The following is a 26,922-nucleotide window of genomic DNA, read 5'->3' as shown; positions in this document are numbered from 1 at the left end:
ATTCAGGCACCCCGGATGGTTTCGCGCCAGACAAAATCGGCATGGTACAGCCGGGTTTCACCCGGCATCTCGTGGCCCAACGTCGGCATCATGCTCTCCTCCTTTTTCTCTTCCGCCATCAGCCAGGCAACCGAATCCTGAGCAAATAACGCCACCGGCTGGGTAAAGGTGGTGAGGTTGTAAGAGGACCAGGCCGCCTGGGGAATATCGTCGTAGCCCGCCACGCAAAGATCTTCCGGAATACGTAGCCCAAAGCGGTGGCGCGCCTCATCCATAAAACCGCAGGCCAATAAATCCGTGACGCAGAACACCGCATCGGGGCGCTCGCGACGGGTCAACAGCCGGTGCGCCAGGATCTGACCACTCTCATACGACGTCGTGCCAAAGCGCTCGACGCTTACCTGCAGCCCCGCCGCTTCCGCCGCCTGCAGAAAACCGCGTTCACGCGCCATCAGGCTGGGCGTCCCGGCCAATGAGTTGGCAAAAGCGATGCGTTGGCAGCCCGCTCGGGCAAATGCCATTACCACCCGGCCGGCCGCCTCTTCGTTATCCAGCCGGATACTGAGTGAGCCGGGCAAGGTGTCATTACGGTTGATCAGCACCAGCCGCTGGCCGTGTTTATGGCACAGGCGGGCAATGGCGCTGTCCGGCATGCCGGAAAGCACAAAGGAAGCATCCGCACGGAAGTTGATCGCCTGCTGCAACGCCTGGGAGACGCTATCATCGGAGCGATCGGTGTTAATCAACATGGCGATTTTGCCCGCATCCTGCAAATGCTGGGTCAGCAGGCGCACCAGGCTGGCCCGATAGGGGGTCGCCAGCTCCGAAACGATCAGGCAGACGATGCCGCTGCGGTTACGCACCAATCCCCGCGCCAAATGGTTAACGTGATAACCCAGTTCTTCAGCCGCCCGCATCACCCTTTCGCGGGTGGCCGCCGACACGCTGGCACCGGGCGTATAAGTCCGCGAAACCGCCGAGCGGGAAACTCCGGCCAACTCCGCCACGTCTTTCGCACTGATCATCGCCTTGTCCATCGCCATCTTCACATCCATTCGTTTCGCATTCTGAGAAAAGTTTGCCGCATTTTGCAAAGCTGTGCAAATTTTTGTCGGTCAAAATGTTTCATTTTTGTGACGCGTAGGTTGAATTGTTTCACTGCGCGATTGACAGCGCAATTTATATCCTCTAGTTATTTGCACACACGTGCAAAAAGAATAGGCGACAACGTATCGCCACCCTACACAACCAAGGAGAACACCATGCATCGCGTTACTCTGATGGCGGTCCTCGCCGCCGGCTCTGCACTCTCTGCCCTGCCTGCTCACGCCGCCGGGAAACTGAATATGATCTGCTCCGCCGACGTCGTGGTCTGCGAGCAAATGACCAATCTGTTTGAGAAACAACACCCGGATATCAAAGTCAGTATGGTGCGCCTCTCCGCCGGGGAAGCCTATGCACGTATTCGTACCGAAGCCCGCAACCCACGTACCGACATTTGGTGGGCCGGCACCGGCGATCCGCATATGCAGGCCGCCGACGAAGGGTTAACCCAGGCCTATAAATCCCCGTTGCTTGATCAACAGCACGACTGGGCGCGTAAACAAGCGGAAAGCGCCGGCTACCGCACCGTCGGTGTCTACGCCGGGGCGCTGGGCTGGGGGTACAACACCAAGTTGCTGGCAGAGAAAAAACTCAAGGTTCCGGCCTGCTGGAGTGACCTGCTGGATCCGGCCTACAAAGGCGAGATCCAGATGGCCAACCCGAATTCGTCCGGCACCGCTTACAACACCCTCGCCACGCTGGTGCAAATCATGGGGGAAGAGCCGGCCTTCGACTATCTGAAAAAGCTCAACGCCAATATTTCACAGTACACCAAATCCGGCTCAGCACCGGTGAAAGCGGCCGCACGCGGCGAAACCACCGTCGGTATCGTGTTTATGCATGATGCCGTCGCGATGCAGGTCGATGGCTTCCCGATCAAGGCGGTCGCCCCCTGCGAAGGCACCGGCTTTGAAATTGGCTCGATGTCGATCGTTAAAGGCGCGCGCAATCTCAGCCAGGCCAAGGTGTGGTACGACTGGGCGCTCAGTGCCGATGCCCAGTCACACATGAAAGACGCCAAATCCTTCCAGTTACCGTCCAATCGCAACGCGGCGATTTCCGAATATGCTCCACGCTTCGAGAACATCAAACTGATCGATTACGACTTTAAAACCTACGGCGCGACAGAAAAACGCAAGGCACTGCTCAGCCGCTGGGATAAAGAGATCGGCGCCAGCGCCCAATAATTCACGACCTTTTCCTCCCGTATGTGACGCGCTCTGCAATAAACCGGGCGAGGTAACTCTCGCCTGTGCAAAGCGCGGTAACGGAAATATGAACTCTCGAGGTTACGATGAATGCTCAAAACCGCCGCCTTGACGGGGCCCTCGTGCTGGGCGCACTGGCCGTGTTATTGCTGCCCTGGTACAGCCAGGAAGCCGGGTTCTTCGACTTTGGCTGGCTCGGTACGCTGTGGCAGGATCAGGCCAGCGCACCGGCGCTGTGGCAAATAATCACCTTTCAACGGCCCTGGCTGCTGATTGCTCTGCTGATGCTACTGGTTTGCGCACCGGCTCGTCTGTTGCCGGTAAGCCGCCTGCGTTCGCAATTGCTGATGGGGGCCAGCGTCATCGGCATCCTGTTTTTGCTGTTCGAAGGCCATGCCATTGGTTACAGCGGCTGGAACTGGCAGTGGAGCGAACAGCTGTTTGGCGCGCTCAGCGACGGCCAACCCGCCTTTGGTGCCGGCGCTATTTTGCTGATCACCACCTTTTTGCTGCTGTTCTCTTTTGCGCTGGCCGAACGCGGCGTGCTGAAGGGGGACGCCTTTGTGGTGGCCGCCATTGTGCTGCTGGTCGCGCTGGTGACCACCTTCGTGCTTTATCCGGTGCTGAGCATGTTTGTCGCCTCGGTACAGGACGTGGATGGGTCGTTTAAGCCTGACGGGCTGATCGCCAATATGCAGGATCCGGCCATCTGGAGCCTCGGTTGCCTGAAAGGCGGCAGTTGTGGCACCGCCTGGCGCACCCTGACCCTGGCACTGATGACCGCCAGCGGCTCTACGCTGCTCGGTCTGGCTTTTGCGCTGGCCGCCACCCGCACGCCGCTGCCGTTCAAAAAAGGGCTGCGCCTGCTGACCGTACTGCCGATCATCACGCCACCGTTTGTGATTGGCCTGGCGCTGATGCTGCTGTTTGGGCGCGCCGGGGTGGTCACCGAACTGCTCGCCAGCCTGTTTGGCATCGAGCCCGGCCGTTGGTTATACGGCCTGACCGGTATCTGGATTGCTCAGGTGCTCTCCTTCACCCCGATTGCCTTCCTGGTGTTGATTGGCGTGGTGGAAGGAGTGAGCCCCTCGCTGGAAGAAGCCTCACAGACGCTGCGCGCTAACCGCTGGCGCACCTTCCGCTATGTTTCACTGCCGCTGATGGCGCCCGGCCTGGCCAACGCCTTCCTGATCAGCTTTATCGAAAGCATGGCGGACTTCGGTAATCCGATGGTACTGGGTGGCAGCCACGGCGTACTGTCGACCGAGATCTTCTTCTCAGTGGTCGGGGCGCAGAACGATCCAAGCCGCGCCGCCGTGCTGGCCATCATCCTGCTGTGCTTTACCCTCAGCGCCTTTATTTTGCAGCGCCTGTGGCTGGCAGGGAAAAACTTCGCCACCGTCACCGGCAAAGGGGATTCCGGCACGCACTGCGGGCTGCCACGCGGCTTGCGTTATGGCGTGTACGCGTTGGTGATCCCCTGGGGTCTGTTCACGCTGGTGGTCTACGGCATGATCCTGATCGGCGGCTTTGTCCAGTCATGGGGGTTGGATAACAGCCTGACGCTGGGGCATTACGCCCGCGCCTTCGGTTTCCAGTGGAACAACGGCCAGATAGCCTGGACCGGCGTCGCCTGGAACTCGTTCTGGACCACCCTGGAGATCGCGCTGATCGCCGCGCCGCTTACCGCCATCGTTGGCCTGCTCACCGCCTGGCTGATCGTGCGGCAGAAGTTTGCCGGTCGTCAGACCTTTGAATTTATGCTGATGCTCAGCTTTGCCATCCCCGGCACGGTGATCGGCGTCAGCTACATCATGGCTTATAACCTGCCGCCACTGGAAATCACCGGTACCGCGCTGATCCTGGTGGCCTGCTTTGTGTTCCGCAATATGCCGGTCGGCGTACGCGGAGGGATCGCCGCCATGAGCCAACTGGATCGTAGCCTGGATGAAGCCTCGCTGACGCTGCGCGCCAGCAGTTTCCGCACCCTGCGCAAAGTGATCCTGCCGCTGCTGAAACCCGCCATCAGCGCAGCACTGGTGTATGCCTTCGTGCGGGCCATAACCTCGATCAGTGCGGTGATCTTCCTGGTCAGCGCGCAGTACAACATGGCCACTTCCTACATCGTTGGGTTGGTCGAAAACGGGGAATACGGCGTGGCTATCGCCTACTCCTCGGTGCTTATCGTGGTGATGCTGGCGGTGATCCTCACCTTCCAGCTGCTGGTTGGCGAACGTCGCCTACGCCGCGCCATCACTGCCACTCCGCCGGTGACGCCACCCGCGGCCTTACATCAGGAGAATGCCCTATGACCGCCATTCGTTCCGGCTCGGTGGTGTTTGAAAACGTCACCAAACAGTTCGCCGATTTCACCGCCCTGCCCGGCCTTTCGCTCACCGTCGAACCCGGTACGCTGGTGACGCTGCTCGGCCCTTCGGGCTGTGGCAAAACCACCACCCTGCGCCTGCTGGCCGGTCTGGAGCACCCGACCTCGGGGCGCATTCTGATTGGCGGCAAAGACGTCACCCATCTGCCGGCCAATGAGCGCGACGTCGCCATGGTGTTCCAGTCTTACGCGCTGTTCCCGCATATGAATGCACTGGACAACGTCATGTACGGCCTGCTGGCCAGCGGGCTATCACGCAAAGAGGCGCAGAATCGGGCGCGCGAGGGGTTAAAACTGGTGGGTCTGGAAAATATGGGCCAACGCCTGCCCGCCGAACTGTCAGGCGGCCAGCAGCAACGCATCGCCGTGTCGCGCGCGCTGGTCCTGGAACCCCAGGTGTTGCTGCTCGATGAGCCCTTATCCAACCTTGACGAACGGCTGCGTCGCCGCGTGCGCACCGAGATCCGCGATTTACAACAGCGTCTCGGTTTCACCGCGGTATATGTCACCCACGATCAGGAAGAGGCGCTGGCGGTCTCCGATAAGATTATCGTCATGAAAGAAGGGCATATTGCTCAACAGGGTGTGCCTCAGGAGCTGTATCACTCGCCGGCTTCGGTGTTTATTGCCGACTTTATGGGTGAGGCTAACATCCTGCCCTGCGACATTGAGCGTGTAGACAACGGCGAAGCGCTGATCACCCTCGGCAGCCGTCAGTATCGGGTACCGGGTGCCAAAGCGCGTCCCGGCGCTGCGCAGCTTTCGGTGCGGCCACAGTTTATTACCCTGCAGCCAGAGCAGAGCGGCGCATTAAACGGCGAAGTGACCCACAGCGCCTGGCTGGGGGACCATATCGAATATGAAGTGAAAACCGATCTCGGCGCGCTGTTTATTGTCGATGTGCAGATGGAACGTCAACTGACACCGACCACCCGCGTGGCCATTGATTTCAAATCTCAGGGACTGGCGCTGATTGCCCAGTGAACCTCAATACCTTAAGGAGCAAAGATGAATGAGTCCATTTCCCAGCGTTTGACGCTGGCCGAACAGGCAGCACGTGCAGCGGGCGACAAAGCGCTGGACTATTTCAACCGCCGCGAAAGCCTGGTGATTGAAACCAAACGCGATGCGCAAGACGTGGTATCCATTGCCGACCGCGAAGTTGAACTGCTGATCCGCGAGCAGATAGCCCGCCAGTTCCCGGACGACGGCTTTCTGGGGGAAGAGTTTGGCCTGCAGCCCGGTGATTCTGGCTACACCTGGGTAGTGGATCCGATCGACGGCACCAGCCCCTTTGTTAACGGCATGCCGAACTGGTGCGTGTCGATTGCGGTGATCCATCAGGGTGAGCCGGTGATCGGGGTGATCGTCGCCCCCTGCCAGCAGGAGTGTTTTGTCGCGGCGCGCGGCGCAGGGGCGACCCTCAACGGTAAAACGCTACAGGTGGATCCACAGCGCACCATGCAAAACCACGTCACCGGCTTTGGTGCCAACAGCTATGTGAAACCGGAACGTGTTGGCGAGATCGCTGCCCAGATCACCGCCGTGGGCGGCAATTTCTTCCGCAACGGTTCTGGGGCCATGATGTTGGCCTGGGTGGCCGCAGGACGACTGGTGGGTTATTACGAACCTTATATGCATGCCTGGGATTGTCTGGCGGGTTACTGCCTGGTCAACGAAGCCGGCGGCTGGACCCATGCGTTTAATACCGAGGGGGAACATTTGCTGCACGGCGGGCCGGTGCTGGCGGTCGCGCCTGGGGCCAAACAAGATTTAATGCGCATCGCGCAGCTGTAAATTGGCTGGATTTCAACATCGGGGCGCAGCCTGCAGCGCCCCTGCTCTTTATCGTTTATAAGCCGCGTTTATCCATCAGTACCGCCAGATCCACCAGCCGGTTAGAAAAGCCCCACTCGTTGTCATACCAGGCCAGGATCTTGACCAGCTTGCCGCCAATGACCAGCGTGGAAAGCCCATCAATCACCGAAGAGCGTGGATCGCCTCTGTAGTCGCTCGACACCAACGGCTCATCGCTGTAACCAAGAATATCCTTGAGAGGGCCGGATTCGGCTGCCTGGCGGAAAGCGGCGTTGATCTCTTCCACCGTCACCTCACGTTTCAGCGTGACCGTCAGGTCAACGATAGACACCACAGGTACCGGCACCCGCAGCGAGTAACCGGTCAAACGGCCTTCCAGCTCCGGGATCACCTTGCCGAGCGCTTTGGCCGCGCCGCTGGAGTAAGGCACAATCGACTCTGCTGCGGCGCGGGCACCGCGTAAGTCTTTTTCCGGTTGGTCATGCAATGCCTGACTGTTGGTGTAAGCATGGGTGGTATTCATCAGGCCGTATTCAATGCCGAAAGCCTGGTGCAATACCTGAGCAGCAGGAGCCAGGCCGTTAGTGGTGCAGCTGCCGTTGCTGACGACAAAATGTTTGGCCGGATCGTATTGCTGGTGGTTAACGCCCAGCACCAGGGTAATGTCGTCGCCCTTGGCCGGTGCCGAGATAATGACTCGCTTGGCCCCGCCTTTAGTGATGTGCACTTCAGCCTTGGCTTTGTCGGTAAAGAACCCCGTCGCCTCAATCACCACCTCGACACCCACGCTACTCCATGGGATGGCCGCCGGGTCTCTTTCGGAGAAAACATGAATCGGACGACCATCGAGCAGTAACTGGTTTTCACCGGCTTCAACCTGGGCGGCCAGAGTGCCCGAAAGCGAATCGTATTTGAGCAGGTGCGCCAGGGTTTTGCTGTCGGTCAAATCGTTAATCGCCACGACTTCAAAGTCATCGCGACCTAGCGCCGCACGCAAAACATTCCTGCCGATCCTGCCGAATCCATTAATGCCTACTTTGACCATGATCTACTCCTTCGTTATTGGCTCTGCTGCCAATTTAAGCCTGAGGGATGCGTGTCGTAAATGACGTTTACAGATCAATTTAGGCCAAAGTACGCGAATGAAAACGTTCGCGGTACTCGGTCGGGGTCAGCTGCAAATGCCGTTCGAAGACACGTCGCAGATTGAGGCTATTGCCGAAACCGCTGGTGAGGGCAATTTGCTCAATGCCTGCCGAGCTCTGTTCCAGACGCTGTCGGGCGCTGTGCAAACGCCCTTCTTCGACAAATTTGGCCGGAGGAATACCGGCCTCACGCGTGAACACGCGGGTAAAGTTGCGCGGACTCATGGCAACCCGTTCGGCCAGTTTCTCAACGGAAAGGTCTTCCGCCAGATTTTCCAGGATCCAACACTGGAGATCGCGGATGGGGCCGGGGGTTTTAGCCTGATTTAGCGGGTAACGGCTGAACTGCGCCTGGCCGCCGGGCCGACGCAAAAACATCACCAGGTCCTGCGCCACTTCGCGGGCCTGAGTAAAGCCGTAATCGTCTTCCACCAGCGCCAGCGTCAGATCGAACCCGGAGCTGACGCCGCCGGAGGTCCAGACACTGCCGTCCTGCACATAGATCGGCCCATTTTCGACCAGCACTTTGGGGAAACGAGATTGCAAGGTGTCCAGCAATCGCCAATGCGTGGTGGCACGGCGTCCATCCAGCAACCCGGCTTCGGCAAGCAACAAGGCTCCGCCGCAAACGGAGGCCATTCGGCGCGCTTGGGGTGCGGCACGACACAGCCAATCCACCACAAAGGCACTTTCTTCCTCGGTCGCCCCTTTGCCGGTGACGATAATGGTGTCGCGCGGTTGTTCTGGATCCAGATCGCAAAGGCGGTGGTCGGCCAACAGGTTCAAGCCAGAGGATCCATGCACCACCCGGTGAGACTGGGTGGTCACTATCGCCATCTGGTAAAGCGGCGCGTCATCGGGCCTCAAGCGGTTGGCTTGCATCAGGATGTCGGCGATCCCCGCCGACTCAAACAACATGCCCCCTTCAGGGACGATAATTAGAAATGTATGCATGTCGTTAAAATACAAATTGAGCAAAATAAGTCAAGCCCGCCGCAGAAACCTCAGGCGGGCTTTTGGCTATGGCCGGATTAGCGCCAGTCCAGCGCCGGGGCGATATGGGTCAGGATCGACTCAATCACATGGACGTTATAATCAACACCCAGCTGGTTTGGCACGGTCAGCAGCAGGGTGTCCGCCTCGGCAATTGCTTCGTCCTGCGCCAGTTGTTTGATCAACAGCTCCGGCTCGGCGGCATAGCTGCGGCCGAATATCGCCCGGGTCTGATCGCCGATATACCCCACCTGATCGCCGTCCTGCCCGCTATTGCCAAAGTAGTTGCGATCCCGCTGGTCCATCAATGCAAAGATGCTGCGGCTGACCGACACGCGGGGTTCCCGTTTATGCCCGGCGACTTTCCAGGCTTCGCGATACGCGCGGATCTGCTTCGCTTGCTGTACGTGGAACGGCTCGCCGGTTTCATCGTTTTTCAGCGTCGAGCTTTGCAGGTTCATCCCCAGCTTCGCCGCCCAAACGGCCGTAGCATCTGAGCTGGCACCCCACCAGATGCGATCCCGCAGCCCGGCGGAGAATGGCTCCACCCGCAGCAGGCCCGGTGGATTCGGGAACATCGGCTGCGGGCTAGGTTCGGCGAACCCTTCACCGCGCAGCGCATCAAGCAGTACTTCGGTGTGGCGGCGCGCCATATCGGCTTCTGTCTCGCCTTCGGCCGGGGTATAGCCAAAGTAACGCCAGCCATCAATCACCTGCTCGGGAGACCCGCGGCTGATGCCAAGCTGCAAGCGCCCGCCTGAAATCAGGTCGGCGGCACCGGCGTCTTCCACCATATACAGCGGGTTTTCATAACGCATGTCGATCACGCCAGTGCCGATCTCAATGCGCTGGGTTTTGGCGCCGATGGCGGCCAACAGCGGGAATGGCGAACCAAGTTGGCGTGCAAAGTGATGTACGCGGAAATAGGCCCCGTCCGCCCCCAGCTCTTCTGCCGCGACGGCCAGGTCGATGGATTGCAACAGTGCATCGCCAGCCGAGCGGGTGCCAGATTGCGACGAAGGCGTCCAGTGACCAAAAGAGAGAAATCCAATTTTCTTCATGGGTAGTGTCCTTAGAGTGGATTATGACCGGATTACAGTGACAAACATGCCCCCCTGCAAGCCAGAAAAATTGTCTCGGACCGCACTAAACGAACCGTTTTTGGCTAGGAAAAACCTTAGTGCCCGGCGCCCGTGGCCACTGCCCGGGCATTGTAATCAAAAAGTAAATATCGTATAACAGGCTCCTCCGAGGGGCGTCCTGTAAAGGGCTGAGATGGCGTAAGCCGAACCCTTTGAACCTGATCTGGGTCATGCCAGCGAAGGGACGGGTCGGCAATAACACCATCAGTTATTGCCCGTTCTTACCTCAGCACGCCCGGATCTCCACTTAACTTTTGGAGGTCCCATGTTTATCCCCCAATTCGACGACGGTCTTTACGGACGGCTGCGCCAACAGGCTGGTAGCCACTGGCAGGACTATGTCGCTCATCCCTTTATTCAGCAACTGGCTGCCGGTACCTTGCCGGAACCCGCTTTCCGTCGCTATCTGACCCAGGATTATCTGTTTCTGATCCACTTTGCCCGCGCCTACGCGCTGCTGGTCAGCAAGCTGCGCACCCTGCCGGAGATGCGCGCAGCCACCGCCTCGCTCAATGCGATTGTCGCCGAACTGCCTTTGCATCTGGCCTATTGCGCCGACTGGGGGCTGAGCGAGCCGCAGATTGCCGCCGAACCCGAGGCAGCGGAAACCCTCAACTATACCCGCTATGTGCTCGATATCGGCCACGCCGGTGATGCTTTGGATCTGCTGGCGGCCCTGCTGCCCTGCGTCGCCGGCTATGCCGAGATTGGCCTGCGCCTGCTCAATGATCCCGCCACGGTGATGGAAGGCAACCCTTACGCCTCGTGGATCCGTAACTATGGCGATCCGGCCTATCTGGCCGGGGTGCAGGCCGCGCTCGACCTACTGGAAAACGTTGGCCGCCAGCGCGGGGCTGAGAGCCGCCTGGCCGAGCTGTCGGTGATTTTCACCACCGCCACCCGGCTGGAGTCCGCCTTCTGGCAAATGGGGCTGAATGCCCAATGAGTATAGGCAATGCTCAGCACGATGGCGTCCGGCCGGGTATTCAGGTGCGGGATTTAACTCTGCGCTTTGGTCAGCAGGTGATTTTCGACCGGCTTAGTTTTGATATCGCAGGCGGCAGTTTTGTCGCCTTGCTCGGTGCCAGCGGCGCGGGAAAAACCAGCCTGTTGAAGATTATTGCCGGGCTGGCGAAACCCACCTCCGGTACGGTCATCGGCAGCGATGGCCAGCCGATTGCCGGGCGCATCGCCTACATGGGGCAAAAAGATTTGCTCTATCCGTGGCTGACCATTGACCAGAACATTAGCCTCGGCGCGCGGCTACGCGGTGAAAAGGCCGATCGCCCCTGGGCGGAGCACCTGCTGGAACGCGTGGGGCTGAGCGGTTATGGCAACGCTCTGCCTGCCGCGCTGTCCGGTGGCATGCGCCAGCGCGCCGCCATCGCCCGTACCCTGTATGAACGCCAGCCGATTGTGCTGATGGATGAACCCTTTTCGGCGCTGGACACCATAACCCGCGCCATGATCCAGACGCTGGCCGCCGACCTGCTGGCGCAGCATACCGTGTTGCTGATTACCCACGATCCGATGGAGGCCTGCCGCCTTAGTCATCGCCTGCTGGTGCTGTCGCGCTACCCCGCCGGTATCGACGATAGCCATATCATCGAAGGCCTGCCGCCGCGCGCACCGGACGATCCTCAACTGCTGAAAAGCCAGAGCGAGTTACTGCTGCAACTGGTGAGGGCTGCCGGATGACGCCGCAGGTAGAAAGCCGCCTGTCACGCATGCGCCGCAGCCTGACGGTGTTTGCCGGTCTGTTACTGCTGTGGGGGCTGGTCACTTTGGGCGATATTCCCGCCTTTTTGCTGCCGTCCCCCTCTGCGGTAGCGCAGGCGCTGTGGAATGACCGGGCCTATCTCGCTTATCACACGCTGATCACCGCCGCCGAGATTGTCTGCGGCCTGCTGGCCGGGGTGTTGCTCGGTGCCGTGCTGGCGCTGTGCATGATTTATTCCCCACGGCTACAACGCTGGCTGATGCCCTTGGTGCTGACCAGCCAGGCAATCCCGGTGTTTGCGCTGGCCCCCCTGCTGGTGTTGTGGTTTGGCTTTGGCATGAGCGCCAAGGTGGTGATGGCAGTGCTGGTGATCTTCTTCCCGGTCACTTCAGCCTTCTTCGATGGGCTGCGCCGGGTCAATAACGATTATCTCGATCTGGCCCGCACCCTGCGCGCCTCCCCCTGGGCCCAACTGCGGCACGTGCGGCTGATGGCGGCGCTGCCGGCCTTTGGTTCCGGGCTGCGGATGGCCGCCGCCGTCGCCCCGATTGGCGCGATTATCGGTGAATGGGTGGGCTCGGCTGAGGGGCTGGGTTACGTGATGCTTAACGCCAACGCGCGCATGCAGACCGACGTCTGTTTCGCCGCGTTGTTTATTCTGGTGCTGATGACCGTCTTGCTTTGGGTGACGGTGGACGCGCTGCTGCTGCGCCTGATCAACTGGGCGCCGGAACATGACTGAAAATAAGGGATCCACCATGATTAAAAATACCCTGTGCGGCCTACTGCTCAGCGCCACGCTGGCCGGGCAAGCCACCGCCGCTGAAAAACTGACGCTGGTGCTCGACTGGTATATCAACCCCGACCACGCGCCGATTATGGTGGCCGAGCAGATCGGTGCCTTCAAGGCCGAAGGGCTGGACGTCAAGATCGTGCCGCCTTCCGATCCGGCGCTGCCACCGCGGCTGGTGGCGGCAAAACAGGCCGATCTGGCGATCACCTATCAGCCACAGCTGCATTTCTTCGCCGATCAGGGCCTGCCGTTGGTGCGCGTAGGCACCCTGATTAATTCACCGCTGAATACCGTGATTACGCTGGATAAAAGTATCACCACCCCGGCGGGTCTTAAGGGCAAAAAAATCGGCTACTCGGTCAGCGGTATCGAACAGGCCACGTTGGCAACCATGTTCAAACATGAACACCTCAAGCCTGACGACGGCAAGTTGATCAACGTTAATTTCCAACTGACCAGCGCCCTGATGGCAGGCCAGGTTGATGCGGTGATTGGCGGTTATCGCAATATTGAAGCGCTGGAACTCAAGCTGCAGGGCAAGGATCCGGTGGTGTTTAACGTGGAAGACTACGGGGTTCCGGCTTACGACGAGCTGATTATTGTCGCCAATCGCGACGCGGTGACCGAGCCGAAAATCAAAAAATTCCTCGTGGCACTGAAAAAAGGCAACGACTACCTGCAGGCCCACCCGCAGGAAAGCTGGTTGGCGTTCGCCAAGGCCCACCCGGAACTGAATACCGAGCTGAACAAACAGGCCTGGCAAGCCAGCCTGCCATTGTTCGCCCGCGATCCAGCCAGGCTGGATAAAGCCCGCTATCAGGCCTACGAACAATTCCTGTTCGACAATAAGCTGATCAAGAAAATCACCCCGGTAGAGCAGTATGCGGTGGAGCTGCACTAAGAGACCCAACCCGCTGCAGAGAACTGCAACGGGTTTCAATTTTTCTCCAACGTGGCGATCTCAGACTTCTCCAGATCGCCACAAGGTATTATCATCAGCTTATTCTGGGAAAAAAACGGTGCCAAGATGGCAACATTCACCCGCACAGAACTTGCTGAACTGAACGTATTTTCCACTATTTGCCGGAAAAAAAGCTTTAGACTCGCAGCAGCCGAGTTAGGCGTGAGTACCTCAGCCTTAAGTCATACCATGCGCTCGCTCGAGGAGCGGCTGGGTGTTAAATTATTGAACCGGACCAATCGCTCAGTGGTCCCTACACCAGCCGGAATAGCTTTGGTCAGCCAACTTGATCAGGGGTTTGAATATATCAGATCCGCCGTTTCCCAGCTGGAAGAGTATCGCAACGAGCCGATTGGACATTTGCGTTTAAATATACCCCGTGATGCACTTGATCTACTCATGACTCCCGTCATGGAAAGCTTCGCAAAAAATTACCCGAAAATCGCCCTGGAAGTGGCCGTTAACAATCATCAAGTTGATATTATTAATGAGGGATTTGACGCAGGTATCAGATATGGCGAAATCATTCCCAAAGACATGATCGCCGTCCCTTTAACGGATAAGCTTAAATGGGTCGTCGTCGCCGCCCCGGAATATATTAAGAAGCATGGTTTACCGACATCTCCAGCAGAATTGAAGACACATCACTGTATTAATATGCGGTTGGGAAACGGTTCTATTTATCATTGGGAACTGGGTAATGATAATGAACGTTGCGAGTTAATGGTACCCGGGCAATATATTTTTAGCGAAACATCTATGATCATCAATGCAGCGCTAGCGGGGTTAGGACTGGCGTACTGTCTGGAAATGCAAATTGCCCCGCATCTGCGTAACGGTACATTGCAAAGCGTTATGCCTCACTGGGCGCACCTCAGCGAACCCTTTATGATGTATTACCCCAGTTGCCGACAGCTGCAACCGGGGTTACGCCCACTAATCGCGCTAATCAAAGCACAACAACATCGGCTGTAGTTGATATAGATTCAACGCCCCGTCAAAAAACATTCAACGCATTTTGTTGTACTCTGGCTGTGTTGCAATTAGAGAGCCTTCGGAACCCATATTATCGCCGTATCTCGATTGTTTTCGATTGAACTCTTATCCCATCCATAATGTACAGGAGACAGTAATGTCTGATCTCAATAAATTAACCCTGATTGATGGAAATGAAATTCCAGCAGTAGGCTTTGGTGTCTGGCAGTCAAAGGGGGATGCGTTGATTACCGCTATTCAATGTGCGATTGAATCCGGCTATCGATTAATTGATACCGCTGCGATTTATGGCAATGAGGCTGAAGTGGGTGATGCAATAAAAATGGCGGGCATAAGCCGTGAAAATCTTTTTGTCACCACCAAACTGTGGAATGACCGACATGACGATGTTGAAAATGCCTTCAATGAGAGCCTTGAGAGACTGAAATGCGATTATGTTGATCTTTACTTAATCCATTGGCCGGTATCCGGACAGGGTAAATTTGTCGACGCCTGGAATAGCATGATAAAGCTCAGAGACAGTGGAAGAGTAAAGAGTATCGGCGTCAGTAACTTCAGCCTGAAACAAATCCGCCAGCTAGAATCTGCAACTGGCGTGATCCCCGCAGTCAATCAATTACAGATTCATCCTTTTAACCAACAAAAAGAGCTTGTCGATTGGCAACGCAGTAAAGGCATAATAACCCAAGCATGGAGCCCACTCGGTCATGGTAATGAAAACTTATTGAGTGACCCTGGCATTGAAGCAATAGCAAAAAAACACCTTAAAAAGCCGGCTCAGATTATATTGCGCTGGCTGTATGAAAATAAAATAGTTCCGCTGCCAAAATCAGGTAACCCAACAAGAATAAAGGAAAATATTGACATATTTAACTTTAGGTTGTCCCCGCAAGAACGGTTGTTCATGGATGAATTAGACCGTGGGTTCAACGTAGGCAACGACCCAGAGTCGTTCAACTAGCGGTAATACTCGCCGTCTGTTTCACGCCGAGGGGGCCAGGGTCACATCCCCCTGCCCGCTGCGCTGCAGGGCCTGCTGCACCAGTCCGTTCGCCTTGCACCGCTCCACAAATTCGCGCACATAGGCCGCTCCGGCTGTTTTTTCTCGCGGCACCGCCATCGCCTGGTGTATCGCGGTGAAATGCCCGGCCAGCACCCGGTAAGCCGGATTTGCCGCGGCGGCGGCGAGCAACGGCTGACGCACGCCTGCCGCCGCATCCAGACCCTGCTCGAGGAACAGGGTTATCGCCTCGGCGGAGGTCTCTGCTCGCACCAATTGCGCATGCTTTAAGGTGCGCGACAAATACAGGTCATAGGCCGCGCCCTTGCCCACCGCGATACGCACCCCGGGCCGATCCAACTCGGACACCTGCTGCCAGGGTGACGTCTGCGCCAGCAAATAAGTGCCTTCAATGATCACATAAGGCGCGCTGAAAGCGATTTGTTCCGCCCGCACCGGCTCGATAGCCATAAAGGCCACATTCCAGGCCGCGGTTGCCAACGCGGCGAAAACCTTGCCCGCCGCGTCGTAAGTCACCAATTCCAATGCCACGCCCAGTTCATGCGCCAATGCGCTGGCCAAAACCACGGATACGCCCTGCGGCTCGCCATCCGGCCCCGTCTGCGCCAAAACCGGATTGCCAAGATTGATAGCCGCACGCAGGACCCCCTGTGGGGCCAGATCATCAAGTACGGCTGCGGGAATAGGGTGCATGCTGTTCTCCTGAACAAAACGTCAATACGCCACAACGACGTGACTCACTAATGTTATAGCCCAACGCCAGATGAGCAACTTTCAGCCGTTGTTACCCCTACAGACGTGATGGATGTCACAGTATTGTCACAAAAATGACCAATCGCACCCTGCCACACCGGACCACTGCAAACACGCATTGACCCTGCCGCGATCAATGCGCTATACCCTTCCTCTTTCGCGCTGTGCGCGGGTCGGCCGCGTTTCTCAGGGCAGTTAAGATTTTCTTTTAATCAGACAGGGTACGGTGGATGGTTTCAGCATTAATTTCGTTTGCACTTTTTTTAGCCTCAATTCTCATCTACCGGACCCGGGCCGCCGCCAACCGCTGGTGGCTTGCCGCCCTGCTGACGCTGCTGGGCAGCTATCTGATCCTCAACGTGGTGCTGATCGCCAGTAACTACTTTACCGGCGACGGCATTACCGATGCGGTGATCTACACCCTCACCAGCAGCCTGAAGGGTGCCGGCGTCGGAAAATATCTGCTGCCATTTATTGGCCTGTTGGCGGTACTGGCGCTGATCTTCGCCGTGCTGACCTGGAGCCTGGTGCGCCGCAAGGCCAAAAGCAGCAGTGTAATATATAGCGTGATCGCCGTGCTGCTGGCGCTGTTTTCCGTCGGCACTACCCCGGCCTTTCAGGATATTTCTCTGCTGGTCAGAAGCCAGATTAGTGGCGACACCGCCGACTTTGATACCTACTACAAAGCCCCGAAGAAGAGCGTGCAGGGCAAAGCACCGAACCTGGTGTATATCTATGCCGAAAGCCTGGAGAGAACCTACCTGGATACGGATGTTTTTCCCGGCCTGACCGATGAACTGAATCAGCACCGTGAAAACAGCATCGACTTCAGCAACACCCAGCAGTTGCCGGGCACCGGCTATACCATTGCCGGGATGGTGGCCTCGCAGTGCGGTATTCCGCTGTTTGCCCCCTTTGATGGCAACGCCTCCAGCGCGGTGTCCACCTTTTATCCGGAAAACGTCTGCCTGGGTGACGTGCTGAAATCCGCCGGTTACGACAACTACTTTTATCAGGGCGCCGAACTGGCCTTTGCCGGTAAGGACACCTTCCTGAAATCGCACGGTTTTGACCATGCCTACGGCTTCAAGGAATTGCGCGGGCAGATCGGCGACCCAAGCTACAAAAATGACTGGGGTTGGTACGACGATACCGTGCTGGACCTGGTGTTCGACAAGTTTGTCGAGCTGTCGAAACAGGATAAAAAGTTCTCGCTGTTTGCACTGACCGTCGACACCCATCACCCGGACGGTTTCATCTCCGCCAGTTGCAGCAAAAAGTCGTTCAGTTGGCAGAACAAGGAAAACCGTTCGCTGAGCGCGGTGGCTTGCAGCCAGCAGCACATTGCGGCGCTGATCGACAAAATCAAAGCATCCGACTACTTCAAAAACACCGTCATCGTGGTGTCCTCAGATCATCTGGCGATGAACAACACCGCCTATGACATTCTGACCAAACAGAAACGCCGCAACCTGTTCTTTATCATTGATGGCACCCACCCGCAGACCGCGCTGCATAACGAAAAGCGCAGCACGCTGGATAACGGTGCCACGGTGCTGGATGTGATGGGTGGCGATAACTACATCGGCCTCGGCCGCAGCAGCCTGTCCAGCCCAACGCTGGCCACCGTGTTCCTGAATATTGATGAAAAGATCAACGCCTGGAAACCGGCGGTGGTAAAGCAATGGGGCTTCCCGAACAGCATTAGCAACTTTAGCCTGGATAACCAGGGCAGCCGTTTTAGCTTCTCTGGCATCACCTTCAAGGTGCCGTTTATCCTGAAGGTGACGGACAACAAAATTGAGCCGATGTTTAACGTCTACCTGTCCACGCCGCTGAAGAAACAGCTGGCCAGTCTGGGAGCAGGTGAAAAATTTGTCTGGGTCGACAAGTGCTATGAAATCGGTCGGGTGTGGGCGCCCGAACTGGCGCTGAGCACCGAGACCTGCGTCGCCTCCGGCAGTCTGGCCGCCCCACCGCAGATTGTGCAGGCCAAAGCGGGCAGTTATCGCGGCAAGGTCAACTTTACTGCGCCAGAAGCGGACAGCGTTGCCGCTTACCAACAGGCCATCGAGCGGTTGAAAGTGGACGACAGCGCGGTTAAATATCACGCGGATGCCATCGCCTTTATGCTGCCGGGTATGCCGGAACAGGTGAAGGCCATCACCGGCGTTTCCAGCGTCGAGGATTGGGGCCGCTGGTCGGACGCCAATCTGGCCTCCACGGTGAACATCGACTACGTTGACCCACTGCCATCCGCCTTCGATCTGGTGCTGCGCGCACGCGCTTACGGCAAAAATGTCGGTGAGCCGATCTCGGTACGCGTTGGGGATCAGGAGCAATTTGTGACCCTCACCGAGCAGGACAGCACCGTGACCCTGCGCTTCGACAACCCCGGCGGTGCGCATAACGTCAGCATCACGCCACCGGCACCGACCGAGCCGCAGGAAGGCGCCAGCGGGGGCTTTATACCGAAAAAACTGGGTATTGGCCTGGTCTCGCTGAAGGTCGAACAGGCCGCCCCCGCTTCCTGATCATCACCTTGTCGGGGCGAATTTATTCGCCCCCTACAGCAAATCTACCGGGAGCAAATTTGAACGCTGCGTTTTCTTTCCTCCGGTTCTATTTCTGCAAAGCTTTTGCGGCCATCTTCAGCTAACCTGTTGCTGTGAATTGATATCGGCATCCGCATGCCTCCCGCCGCAGAGCCGGGAGAACCCAGGAGAGAGTATGAGCAGTCAGCAATCCGGCACCGGCCTCACCCCCGCTCAGGCGATTGAACAACTGGAAGCGTTGTATGAAGCCTCGGTTGAAGCGCTGCGCCAGGCGGTTGGGAATTTTATCAGTCATGGCGGGCTACCCGACGCACAGACCCGCGCCGCAGGGCTGTTTGTTTATCCTGAACTGCGAGTCAGTTGGGATGGCAAATCCTCCGGTCAGACCAAAACCCGCGCCTTCGGCCGCTTCACCCATACCGGCTGCTACACCACCACCATTACCCGCCCACAGCTGTTTCGCCACTATCTGACTGAACAATTGACCCTGTTGGCGGGTGAATACGATGCGCATATTGAAGTGCGGCCATCACAACAGGAAATTCCTTTCCCTTACGTGATCGACGGTTCCAATCTGATGTTGGATCGTTCGATGAGTGCCAGCCTGGCGCAGCATTTCCCTACCACCGAATTGGCGCAAATTGGTGATGAAACCGCTGACGGTCTGTTCAACGCCACCAGCACTTTCCCGCTTTCACACTTCGACGCATTGCGGGCCGATTTTTCACTGGCGCGGTTGCGGCACTACACCGGCACCCCGGTGGAGCATTTCCAGCCGTTCGTGCTGTTCACCAACTACACCCGCTATGTGGATGAATTTGTCCGCTGGGCCTGCGCCGAGATAGCCGATCCGGCCAGCCCTTATATTGCGCTGTCCAGCGCCGGTGGCATCTATATCACACCGGAAACCACCGCGCCGGACCAGGCCGTGTCCGATCTGGCCTGGAAAAATCACCAGATGCCGGCCTACCACCTGATTTCCCGTACCGGCCAGGGCATTACCCTGATCAATATCGGCGTCGGTCCGTCCAATGCCAAAACCATCTGCGACCATCTGGCGGTGCTGCGCCCGAGCGCCTGGCTGATGATCGGCCACTGTGGCGGCCTGCGCGAGAGCCAGTCGATTGGCGACTACGTGCTGGCTCACGCCTATCTGCGTGACGATCACGTGCTGGATGCAGTATTGCCACCGGACATCCCAATTCCGAGTATTGCCGAAGTACAGCGTGCGCTGTATGACGCCACCAAAATGGTCAGCGGCATGCCGGGCGAAGAGGTTAAGCAACGCCTGCGTACCGGTACCGTGGTCACCACCGACGACCGTAACTGGGAGCTGCGCTACTCGGCTTCAGCACTGCGCTTTAACCTCAGCCGGGCCGTGGCGGTAGATATGGAAAGCGCCACCATCGCCGCTCAGGGTTATCGGTTCCGGGTGCCTTACGGCACGTTGCTGTGCGTCTCCGACAAACCGCTGCACGGCGAAATAAAACTGCCCGGCCAGGCCAACCGCTTCTATGAAGGCGCAATTTCGGAACACCTGCAGATCGGTATCTGCGCGATTGATCTGCTGCGTGCAGAAGGCGATCGTTTGCACTCCCGCAAGCTGCGTACCTTTAACGAGCCGCCTTTCCGCTAATAACAGCCCCGCCGTTACTGCCGGTCATTTTTTTGGCCGGTCGTGGCGGGGTCAATCCTTTCAGATCGTAACTCAGCACGGTGAACGCCTCTACCCCACGCGGCAACGGCAGCGAGCCATAGACCGACTTGGCCAACGCATAGGCCTGCACTTCGCTGCCTTCACCGAGCAACGGCAGGGCTTCGCGCACTACCGCCGGCATTTCGTCAGTGACCGTTAAAACCAACTGCGGCAACTGACTGACCGTACGCCCATCGGCGATGGCTTCAGTCAACGACAGCATGACCGGCGCATCCGGATCGGTAATTGCCTTGCCCTTTTTCACCACGAAATAGGTAATGCCATCCACCTGTTTCACCGGCGTGCGCCCCCGGCTTTTCCTGGCGATTAACGCTTCGCCGTCACTGACCTGTTTGCCCACCTGCTGCTGCAACTTAGTGGCGAACTGGAGGTAAGTGGCATCCATGTCGGCCTTTTTCATCTGCATACTGCCTTTCAAGCCGTCGCTGATACCGGCCAGCACGCCCTGTTGATCCAGCGTCAACCCGGCGCTGGTGTAACTCTGCAAGCGCTCACGCAGGTTGGCGGCAATGCTTTGCCCCACCACATAATCCTGCTTGCCGCCGGCGGTGGTCAGATCGGCCTGCGGCCCGGCAGGTTTGGCGCGTAACGCGGCCAAAGCAGATTGTGACGCCGCCAGCTCCGCCGTACGGGCGCTAAGCTGTTTCTGATTATCCCCGTTCAGGGTCAACTGGGACTGCAGCGCATCCAGTTGCCGCTGTTGTACCCGCAGTTGGCCATCTCGTTCTTTAAGTGCTTGTTGGCTAGTCACAAGATGCTCCGCCGCCGAGCGTTCTTTAGCTTGCTGGATCTCCAGTTGCTGTTGCAGGGCGGTTTTATCGGCCGCTAGCGTGGCGCGGGCCGATTCACTGCTCGCCAACTGCTGATCATCCCGACGGCCTGCCGCCAGTTGCGCCTTGAGACCGGCAATTTCCGCCTGCAACGCGCTGGTCTGGCGGCGGGCGGACTGCGCCTGGCGTGCCGCTGCCGCAGCGGCTGAGACCGACACCGGCACAGTGCCACGATCCTTTTCAGCTCGCTCTTTTTGCTGTTGCGACTCAATCAACGCCCCCAGACCATAGCCGTTATCCTGCTGTGGGCGCGCCAGCACATCGACCGAAGACAGGGGTTCCGGTGGGGTGTAAGCCGCCGTCGCCGCACCGACGAAGCACAAAGGCACCAGCAACAGGGTGCGGGCCGTGACTGACCACGCCTTGATCATTGCCCACGCCCCTGCGGGATATCCGCCTGCGCCATCAACGATTGTGACAACGCATTACGGATGCCCCAGCACAGTCTGGCCATACCGTACTGATAACGCGGCGTCATGATGTCATTGATGTCGTTGCTGATGCCCGTTTGGACCGCCATATAGCGCCGACCGCTGGCCACCAAATGATCCATCTCGCTGCGATAGCGGGCATACTGCGCCGCATTCACCGTTTTCAGCGCGGCCAGTTCGTTATTACACTGTGTGACCTTGCTGTCTTTCTCCAAGGCCGGTGGCACTTCCGGTGTGGCATTGGATGTCGCAGCAATCGCGGTGACTTTCATCGGCACCGCCGCTATGTTGGGTGCGTCCTGCGGGCGTAGCCGTGACTCCGGCGAGGTGGTACAACCGCCAAGAAGAAGAAAACTGCCGACCATTCCCATCATCACACTGCGACGCAGGGCGCCGGACCTAAAGTAAGTATTCATATTCTGGTTAAAGCCCTTATAAACTCTCGATAATTAACGTTCTGCTTTTTGCCACCCGGCATCGGAATAAGCGACGCTATGCACTGGCGGCGGTAAACAACATGACGGCAACGGGTACCCGACCAGGGTCAGGCGGAAAAACTCATCCATCAGCGAGAACAGCAACATCATTTCCCGCCCGCCGCGGATATGCAGACGCTTAAAGACATCCACCTTGTGGCCGCTGACCGTTTTTTCATGGATTTGCAAGCGCCGGGCGATGTCCTGCTGCTTCACGCCCTGACGCAACAGGCGCAACACTCCCCGCTGACGAAAGCTAAGATCAATATCGGCCTTGGGTAACGGCGGCAGGTAAAGCGCCCTCGCCAACGAAGGATCCAGCAGCGATGACAGCAGCTGCCGCAAAAGCTCGCGCGCCATATGTGCATCCAGCACCGTCAGGCTGGGAATGCGCTGAGTCATCGCCGCAAACAGCGGCTGCAGCTCATCGGTCAGCACCACCTGCCGGCAAAACGGTGACAGATCGGCCACCTGTTTGAGGATCGACAGCGCCCCCTGTAATGAAGCGACGCCATACGAATAGGCGTAAATCACCAGCATCGGCAATTTGCTTTGTTTAACCGTGTGGACTACCTCGGACAGCGAAGACACCACGACCGGCACTACATTGGCAGGAAGCAGTTGACTGGTTAGCGCCAGCAACCCCTGTCGCCAAAAACCGTCGCGCGAATAAATCACCACCTGCGTAATGGCATCGGGTGCCGGACCGTCAGCGACGGTGGGTCGATAGCTGAACTCCATGATCTTGCTCCATGATTAACGGCTTCCCTGTTCACCGCAGGTCTGGCCTGCGGCGGGTTATTCTGGTTTTTATGCGGGTTATAGCTCGGACACCACCAGCGTTCCCGAAGCGCTAAAGTCACCGGTGGCGATATCCAACGCTTTAGTCGCCGGGTTGCGCAGCACCGAGAAGCCGAGGGTTTTGCTGCCTGAACCCGTCACTTTCATGGTGAACGACTCCCCCAGCTTGGCAGCGACCCCACCGACGGTGACCTGCACGCCCAGATCGGGATTGCTGGTCGCCAATTGTGATGTCGACCAAGAGGTCGCAGTCATATTGAGTTTGACGGAGAAGTCGTGGCTCTTGGCTCCAAGGCAGGACAGGGTCAAGGCTTTGGTTTTTTCGGTCCCGCCGGTGGTAGGGATATCCATACGTTCCACCGTGCCAAAGGAGATATCCCAATCGCTTGAGCTCATCACCATGCAGTGGTCCGGAGAGAGAGGCGGTTCATGTGCGGTGCCGCATAACCCCCATGTAGTTTTATGCCCCCACCAGCGCCCATTTTGGTCTTGGTATTCAATGCAGGCCGACGACTCACCGGGTAAAAAAGGCCCTTGTACCAGCACTGGTCCGGTGGAGCGTTTGATACAATCAACCCAGGGTTCCCCCGCTGTACAGGCCCATGATCCCCCTTTCACTACCAATCGTCCGGCAATTCCTCGAGGACATAAAGCACCTCCGGGGCCAACACCTCCCGAGCAGGCAAATAGACCAGCGGTTAGCGTGGTCACCTCCGGTGGCACATAACCCTGGATATCGCCTCCATCCGGGTGATAGGCAAGGAACATCCCTACCGTCGTTTTGGTTGATGTCCATACACCATTAACTAACGTGCCCCATGGCCCTCCCGAAACACACCCATTGAGTGCACCAGTGGCTCCAGGAGCTCCCTTGCATGTATAGTCATATCCGTAATACCCAGCCCAACTGCGGCCACCCCAAAGTGCGGCGGCCAGCAGTACTATCGCAACGAATATCCGCCGCCATGCTCCATAATTGTTCTGTAACACCATGCTCTCTTCTCCATATCCCCTCCCCCTAACATCTGATGAATCAGCGGTAAGGTTGCAGTCCCTGTTGTTATCGTGCCCGGTCGTTCCGAACACCTGCATTGCCGCCATCACGGATAATCCAGCGCAAAGGTGGCTACCGCGGTAAAGTCCCCGGTCACAATCTTGTGATCCTTTATCGCCGTTGGCTCACCCTGCACATAGTTCATCAGCGTCAGCGTGGTGGTATCCTGGGTTAACGCCATTAACGGCGTGGCCTTGTTGATCGGCAGCGCCGTGCCGTCCGCCATTTCCATGCCAATGGCAATACCGCCCGCCCCCCCGGCGTTCACCGCCAGCAAGCCCGGCAATACCAGCGACTCGGTGCCCTTGAAGGTCAGCGATACCGTCTTTCCCAGCGACAAATCACAGCCCAGCAGCCGGATAAAGATCGGCTTGCTGTGGGTGCGGGTGTTGAGGTACAGGTACTTGTCGATCACCGTGCCAAAATCTAGCGAGATATCGGTGGTTTTCGGGTCCAACTCGCAGGGATCGGCCACCAAAGTGCCGTCAAAGCGCAGGTTATCGGTGGTTGCCGCCTGCACGCCCATCGCCATTAACAGGGTCAGCAGCAAAGCCGGCATACGCGCCCCACACCACGAGTTTGTTCTGTGTTGTCGTTGCATCATTCATACTCCGCCAGCAGGGTTGCGGTGGCCGTGAACGGATTTTCAACCAGCGTCACGCCAGGATCCTTGACCGGTACCACCTCCAGCTTCGGCGGGTTCTTGTAAGTCACCTTCATCCGGCTGTTGAGGGTAAAGGGCTTGCCATCCTGTAAAATTCGGACCCCCAGACCATTGGCGCTGGTGCTCACCGCGGCCAGATCAAAACTGGTCGGCGTGCCTTTCACCGACAACATCAGCGACACGCCGGCATCCGGATCGTCACAGAGCAGGCTGTAACTGACCTTCTGCAGATAACGGCTGCCATCCACCTTGTTGATGCCCACGTTGCCAAAATGCACCTCGATATCCCGGTCACCATTGATGTGACAAGGGCGCTGTTTCAACACGCCGTGAAAAGTCACGCCTATCTGGTCGCCGGTTTGTGTCGCTCCGGCCTGAAAGCTCAGCACCATCACCAGCATCGCCGCCGACAGCCCTCTATATTGGTTCATCCCACTGCCCTCAGTTAAAGCCGACAATTAAGGTCGCGGCCCCGTTAAACGCCTGACCATTCTGAAAGCTGGCGTCCTTTTGTTTCACCAACACCGCAGCAAACTTCGGCGGGCTGGCGGGGTCGATGTCCACCCACTGGTTTAGCGCCATGGCTGTGTCATCTTTCTGCAGACTCAGCCCCAGCCCCTTGGCGTCGGTTTTCAGCAGCGTGCCGTCAAAATCTGCGGCGGTGCCCGTCAGCTTCATTTGAATGGCTTTGCCGCCCGGATCGCCCTTGCAAACCAGGGTGTAGGGCAGGTTTTGTTTGTAAGCCTTGTCCTTGATGTCGTTGATGATCACGTCGCCAAATTCGACTGCAATAGGATCGGTTCCTGTGAAGGTGCAACTGCCGTTCGCCACCACCGTGCCGCTGATCTTCACATTCACCGTCGAATCATCCATCTTGGCTAACGCAATGCCAGACAGCAGCAATGACGCCAGCGCCCACACTCGCGCGACCTGACTGCGTCGCCGCCTGAAGGTGTTTTGCATCATTCGCGCCTCAGTCATAATTCAGCCGAAAATCCACGCTGGCGCGAAATGCCCCCGGCGCCAACGCCGCCCGGGTGCGCTCCGGCACCACGTAATAGGTCAACTGGTCGTTGTACGGCGTCAGCAATTGCGGTGCGCCGCGCGACCCCAGCCGGACATCACGCCGTTGGCTGTCCAGCAGCCGCAGGCCCAGCCCTGACGCGCCGCGCGCCTGCACCAAATCCGGGTTGTCATCATCCATGCGGGCGGCAAAAGACACCGACACCACCGGCTGAATGCTGTCCCAGGTCAGGCTACCGATGCGATCATCGCGCTGACGCCCGCCAACCGGCAGGCAGTCCCGCAATTGCAGTTGCACTGCCACCGGCTCGCCCTGGTCGCCCGGGCGCAGCAGAGTCGCGGTTGGGATCACCCCCATCTCCACCTGCTGAAACAGCGACGTCATATCCAGTCGGCAGGCCCCGGCCGACAACGCGCCGCTAATATGTAACTCGCCGTGTGCGCCTTCTACTCCCCAGTTATCCGGTGCGGCCTGCGCCGACATCACCGTGCTCATCAACGCCAGCGCGGCAATCCAGGCGGGCGGGGTTCGATCAATCCTGTTCATACACTTCTCCTTGTTGATTGCCGCGTTCCGTGCCGCACTTAGCCGGCCTTGCTGCTGCGCACGCTGCAGGTACTGCCGTTACAGCCGAATACCAGCTTTGGCCGACCGCCGTAGTCGTTGATATAGGTCAGTACCGGGGCAGCACCCAGCGCTGCCGCCGACCCGCCCAGCATCACATTAGCCTTGGGGGCAATCATCACCGGGTTAACGCCCGGAATGTCTTTGCCGTCCAGGCTGGCTGAGGCACTCGCCAGGGTGATGAAGTACGGCGTCGGATTGTTGACCTGGTACTGGTCACCCACCCGCGTCAGCGTCAGTTTTTCCTGCCACGCCTTGGCATCTCGTGTCACCAGCGTCGCCGGGCGGTAAAACAGTTTGATGCGCGTCTGCAGCGCGATTTGCAGGGTGTTCGGCTTACTGCTTTTTGGCGGGATCTCGCGCAGGTTGAAGTAAAACAGGCTTTCCCGATCCTGCGGCAGGCTTGCGACTTCAGGGCTGGCCTGGATTTTCACCTGGCTTTTCGCCCCCGGTTCAACGCGCTGCAATGGGGGTAACACCATCAACGGCGAAGTCACTTTGTTGCCTTCAGCATTCTCTATCCACCCCTGCGCCAGATAGGGCAATTCCTTGTTCTGATTGCTGATGCTCAGGCTGATGGATTTCTGGTCACCATTGAAGATGACGCGGGTACGATCCAGCGAAATGGCGGCCACCGCCTGCTGAACGCCCAATACGCCGGTCAATAAGGCGGTAGTCACCGCCAGGGAAGTCTTTAATTTCATTT

The 26,922-nt window shown here is 57.9% G+C and carries 26 protein-coding genes and 1 riboswitch; of the genes, 12 read left to right on the top strand and 14 right to left on the bottom strand.

What is annotated here, in order from left to right; genetic code table 11:
- Window positions 1-2: 2 nt before the first annotated feature.
- Window positions 3-1,055 (bottom strand): LacI family DNA-binding transcriptional regulator, encoded by a 1,053-nt coding sequence (locus OC597_RS16180; protein WP_410071718.1) that lies wholly within the window; start codon window positions 1,053-1,055, stop codon window positions 3-5.
- A gap of 207 nt (window positions 1,056-1,262) precedes the next feature.
- On the opposite strand from OC597_RS16180, the gene OC597_RS16175 reads away from it, so the two are divergent.
- From OC597_RS16175 to OC597_RS16160, 4 genes are all read left to right on the top strand, one after another.
- Window positions 1,263-2,291, top strand: a complete 1,029-nt coding sequence (locus OC597_RS16175) for an ABC transporter substrate-binding protein (RefSeq protein WP_261424330.1) — start codon at window positions 1,263-1,265, stop codon at window positions 2,289-2,291.
- Window positions 2,292-2,398: 107 nt separating this feature from the next.
- Window positions 2,399-4,624 (top strand): ABC transporter permease, encoded by a 2,226-nt coding sequence (locus tag OC597_RS16170; RefSeq protein ID WP_261284924.1) that lies wholly within the window; start codon window positions 2,399-2,401, stop codon window positions 4,622-4,624.
- On the top strand, window positions 4,621-5,682 hold the full coding sequence (locus tag OC597_RS16165) for an ABC transporter ATP-binding protein (RefSeq protein ID WP_262209549.1): 1,062 nt from the start codon (window positions 4,621-4,623) through the stop codon (window positions 5,680-5,682). Before OC597_RS16170 ends, OC597_RS16165 begins: the two co-directional genes overlap by 4 nt.
- Window positions 5,683-5,706: 24 nt before the next feature.
- Window positions 5,707-6,495 (top strand): inositol monophosphatase family protein, encoded by a 789-nt coding sequence (locus tag OC597_RS16160; protein WP_261426258.1) that lies wholly within the window; start codon window positions 5,707-5,709, stop codon window positions 6,493-6,495.
- A 55-nt stretch (window positions 6,496-6,550) separates the two neighbouring features.
- On the opposite strand, the gene gap is transcribed toward OC597_RS16160, so the two are convergent.
- From gap to OC597_RS16145, 3 genes are all read right to left on the bottom strand, one after another.
- On the bottom strand, window positions 6,551-7,561 hold the full coding sequence (gene gap, locus OC597_RS16155) for a type I glyceraldehyde-3-phosphate dehydrogenase (protein ID WP_099064789.1): 1,011 nt from the start codon (window positions 7,559-7,561) through the stop codon (window positions 6,551-6,553).
- Between the two features lie 79 nt (window positions 7,562-7,640).
- Window positions 7,641-8,615, bottom strand: coding sequence for a GlxA family transcriptional regulator (locus OC597_RS16150; RefSeq protein ID WP_262209546.1), 975 nt, complete (start codon window positions 8,613-8,615; stop codon window positions 7,641-7,643).
- Between the two features lie 77 nt (window positions 8,616-8,692).
- The gene (locus OC597_RS16145; RefSeq protein WP_261256114.1) at window positions 8,693-9,715 is read right to left on the bottom strand and encodes an LLM class flavin-dependent oxidoreductase; all 1,023 of its coding nucleotides are present in this window, start codon (window positions 9,713-9,715) and stop codon (window positions 8,693-8,695) included.
- Window positions 9,716-9,895: 180 nt separating this feature from the next.
- Window positions 9,896-9,998: riboswitch (TPP riboswitch) on the top strand.
- 63 nt (window positions 9,999-10,061) lie between these two features.
- On the opposite strand from OC597_RS16145, the gene OC597_RS16140 reads away from it, so the two are divergent.
- The 6 genes from OC597_RS16140 (at window position 10,062) to OC597_RS16115 (ending at window position 15,227) form a co-directional block, all read left to right on the top strand.
- Window positions 10,062-10,742 carry a TenA family protein gene (locus tag OC597_RS16140; protein ID WP_262209544.1) on the top strand — a complete coding sequence of 227 codons (681 nt, stop codon included), beginning with the start codon at window positions 10,062-10,064 and terminating at the stop codon, window positions 10,740-10,742.
- The gene (locus OC597_RS16135; protein WP_261284928.1) at window positions 10,739-11,494 is read left to right on the top strand and encodes an ABC transporter ATP-binding protein; all 756 of its coding nucleotides are present in this window, start codon (window positions 10,739-10,741) and stop codon (window positions 11,492-11,494) included. The genes OC597_RS16140 and OC597_RS16135 overlap by 4 nt, the downstream gene beginning before the upstream one ends.
- Window positions 11,491-12,258, top strand: coding sequence for an ABC transporter permease (locus OC597_RS16130; RefSeq protein WP_262209542.1), 768 nt, complete (start codon window positions 11,491-11,493; stop codon window positions 12,256-12,258). Before OC597_RS16135 ends, OC597_RS16130 begins: the two co-directional genes overlap by 4 nt.
- Before the next feature lie 16 nt (window positions 12,259-12,274).
- Window positions 12,275-13,210: an ABC transporter substrate-binding protein gene (locus OC597_RS16125; protein ID WP_262209541.1), complete on the top strand. Its 936-nt coding sequence runs from the start codon at window positions 12,275-12,277 to the stop codon at window positions 13,208-13,210.
- 126 nt (window positions 13,211-13,336) lie between these two features.
- A complete protein-coding gene (locus OC597_RS16120; RefSeq protein ID WP_262209539.1) occupies window positions 13,337-14,245 on the top strand; it encodes a LysR family transcriptional regulator in 909 nt (302 codons plus the stop codon).
- A 157-nt stretch (window positions 14,246-14,402) separates the two neighbouring features.
- The gene (locus tag OC597_RS16115) at window positions 14,403-15,227 is read left to right on the top strand and encodes an aldo/keto reductase (RefSeq protein WP_261424333.1); all 825 of its coding nucleotides are present in this window, start codon (window positions 14,403-14,405) and stop codon (window positions 15,225-15,227) included.
- Between the two features lie 21 nt (window positions 15,228-15,248).
- Here OC597_RS16115 and OC597_RS16110 read toward each other — a convergent pair whose 3' ends face one another.
- Window positions 15,249-15,980, bottom strand: coding sequence for a transporter substrate-binding domain-containing protein (locus tag OC597_RS16110; RefSeq protein WP_262209537.1), 732 nt, complete (start codon window positions 15,978-15,980; stop codon window positions 15,249-15,251).
- 290 nt (window positions 15,981-16,270) lie between these two features.
- Here OC597_RS16110 and opgB point away from each other — a divergent pair, with 290 nt between their 5' ends.
- Window positions 16,271-18,574: a phosphatidylglycerol--membrane-oligosaccharide glycerophosphotransferase gene (gene opgB / locus OC597_RS16105; RefSeq protein WP_262209536.1), complete on the top strand. Its 2,304-nt coding sequence runs from the start codon at window positions 16,271-16,273 to the stop codon at window positions 18,572-18,574.
- 196 nt (window positions 18,575-18,770) lie between these two features.
- Window positions 18,771-20,231, top strand: a complete 1,461-nt coding sequence (locus tag OC597_RS16100; RefSeq protein ID WP_261256102.1) for an AMP nucleosidase — start codon at window positions 18,771-18,773, stop codon at window positions 20,229-20,231.
- Here the strand turns inward: OC597_RS16100 and OC597_RS16095 are convergent.
- From OC597_RS16095 to OC597_RS16055, 9 genes are all read right to left on the bottom strand, one after another.
- Entirely contained in the window at window positions 20,209-21,513 is a 1,305-nt protein-coding gene (locus tag OC597_RS16095; RefSeq protein WP_261256100.1) for an FKBP-type peptidyl-prolyl cis-trans isomerase N-terminal domain-containing protein, read from the bottom strand. The genes OC597_RS16100 and OC597_RS16095 overlap by 23 nt on opposite strands.
- Window positions 21,510-21,989 (bottom strand): YuaE family lipoprotein, encoded by a 480-nt coding sequence (locus tag OC597_RS16090; protein WP_261256099.1) that lies wholly within the window; start codon window positions 21,987-21,989, stop codon window positions 21,510-21,512. The genes OC597_RS16095 and OC597_RS16090 overlap by 4 nt, the downstream gene beginning before the upstream one ends.
- Window positions 21,990-22,022: 33 nt before the next feature.
- Window positions 22,023-22,790, bottom strand: coding sequence for a helix-turn-helix transcriptional regulator (locus OC597_RS16085; RefSeq protein ID WP_261256098.1), 768 nt, complete (start codon window positions 22,788-22,790; stop codon window positions 22,023-22,025).
- A 78-nt stretch (window positions 22,791-22,868) separates the two neighbouring features.
- The gene (locus tag OC597_RS16080; RefSeq protein ID WP_262209533.1) at window positions 22,869-23,246 is read right to left on the bottom strand and encodes a fimbrial protein; all 378 of its coding nucleotides are present in this window, start codon (window positions 23,244-23,246) and stop codon (window positions 22,869-22,871) included.
- Between the two features lie 704 nt (window positions 23,247-23,950).
- Window positions 23,951-24,463, bottom strand: a complete 513-nt coding sequence (locus tag OC597_RS16075; protein ID WP_262209531.1) for a fimbrial protein — start codon at window positions 24,461-24,463, stop codon at window positions 23,951-23,953.
- A gap of 41 nt (window positions 24,464-24,504) precedes the next feature.
- Window positions 24,505-24,999 carry a fimbrial protein gene (locus tag OC597_RS16070; protein ID WP_262209529.1) on the bottom strand — a complete coding sequence of 165 codons (495 nt, stop codon included), beginning with the start codon at window positions 24,997-24,999 and terminating at the stop codon, window positions 24,505-24,507.
- Between the two features lie 10 nt (window positions 25,000-25,009).
- A complete protein-coding gene (locus OC597_RS16065; RefSeq protein ID WP_261256089.1) occupies window positions 25,010-25,534 on the bottom strand; it encodes a fimbrial protein in 525 nt (174 codons plus the stop codon).
- Window positions 25,535-25,541: 7 nt separating this feature from the next.
- Window positions 25,542-26,138 carry a fimbrial protein gene (locus tag OC597_RS16060; RefSeq protein WP_261284938.1) on the bottom strand — a complete coding sequence of 199 codons (597 nt, stop codon included), beginning with the start codon at window positions 26,136-26,138 and terminating at the stop codon, window positions 25,542-25,544.
- Window positions 26,139-26,176: 38 nt separating this feature from the next.
- Complete coding sequence (locus OC597_RS16055) at window positions 26,177-26,920, bottom strand: fimbria/pilus periplasmic chaperone (RefSeq protein ID WP_262209527.1); 744 nt, start codon at window positions 26,918-26,920, stop codon at window positions 26,177-26,179.
- Between the last annotated feature and the right edge of the window lie 2 nt (window positions 26,921-26,922).

The sequence above is a fragment of the Serratia proteamaculans genome, assembly GCF_946227095.1.
Taxonomy (GTDB): Bacteria; Pseudomonadota; Gammaproteobacteria; order Enterobacterales; family Enterobacteriaceae; genus Serratia; species Serratia proteamaculans_E.
Note: the sequence above shows the minus strand (reverse complement) of the source record. Positions and strands in the feature narration are given on the sequence as shown.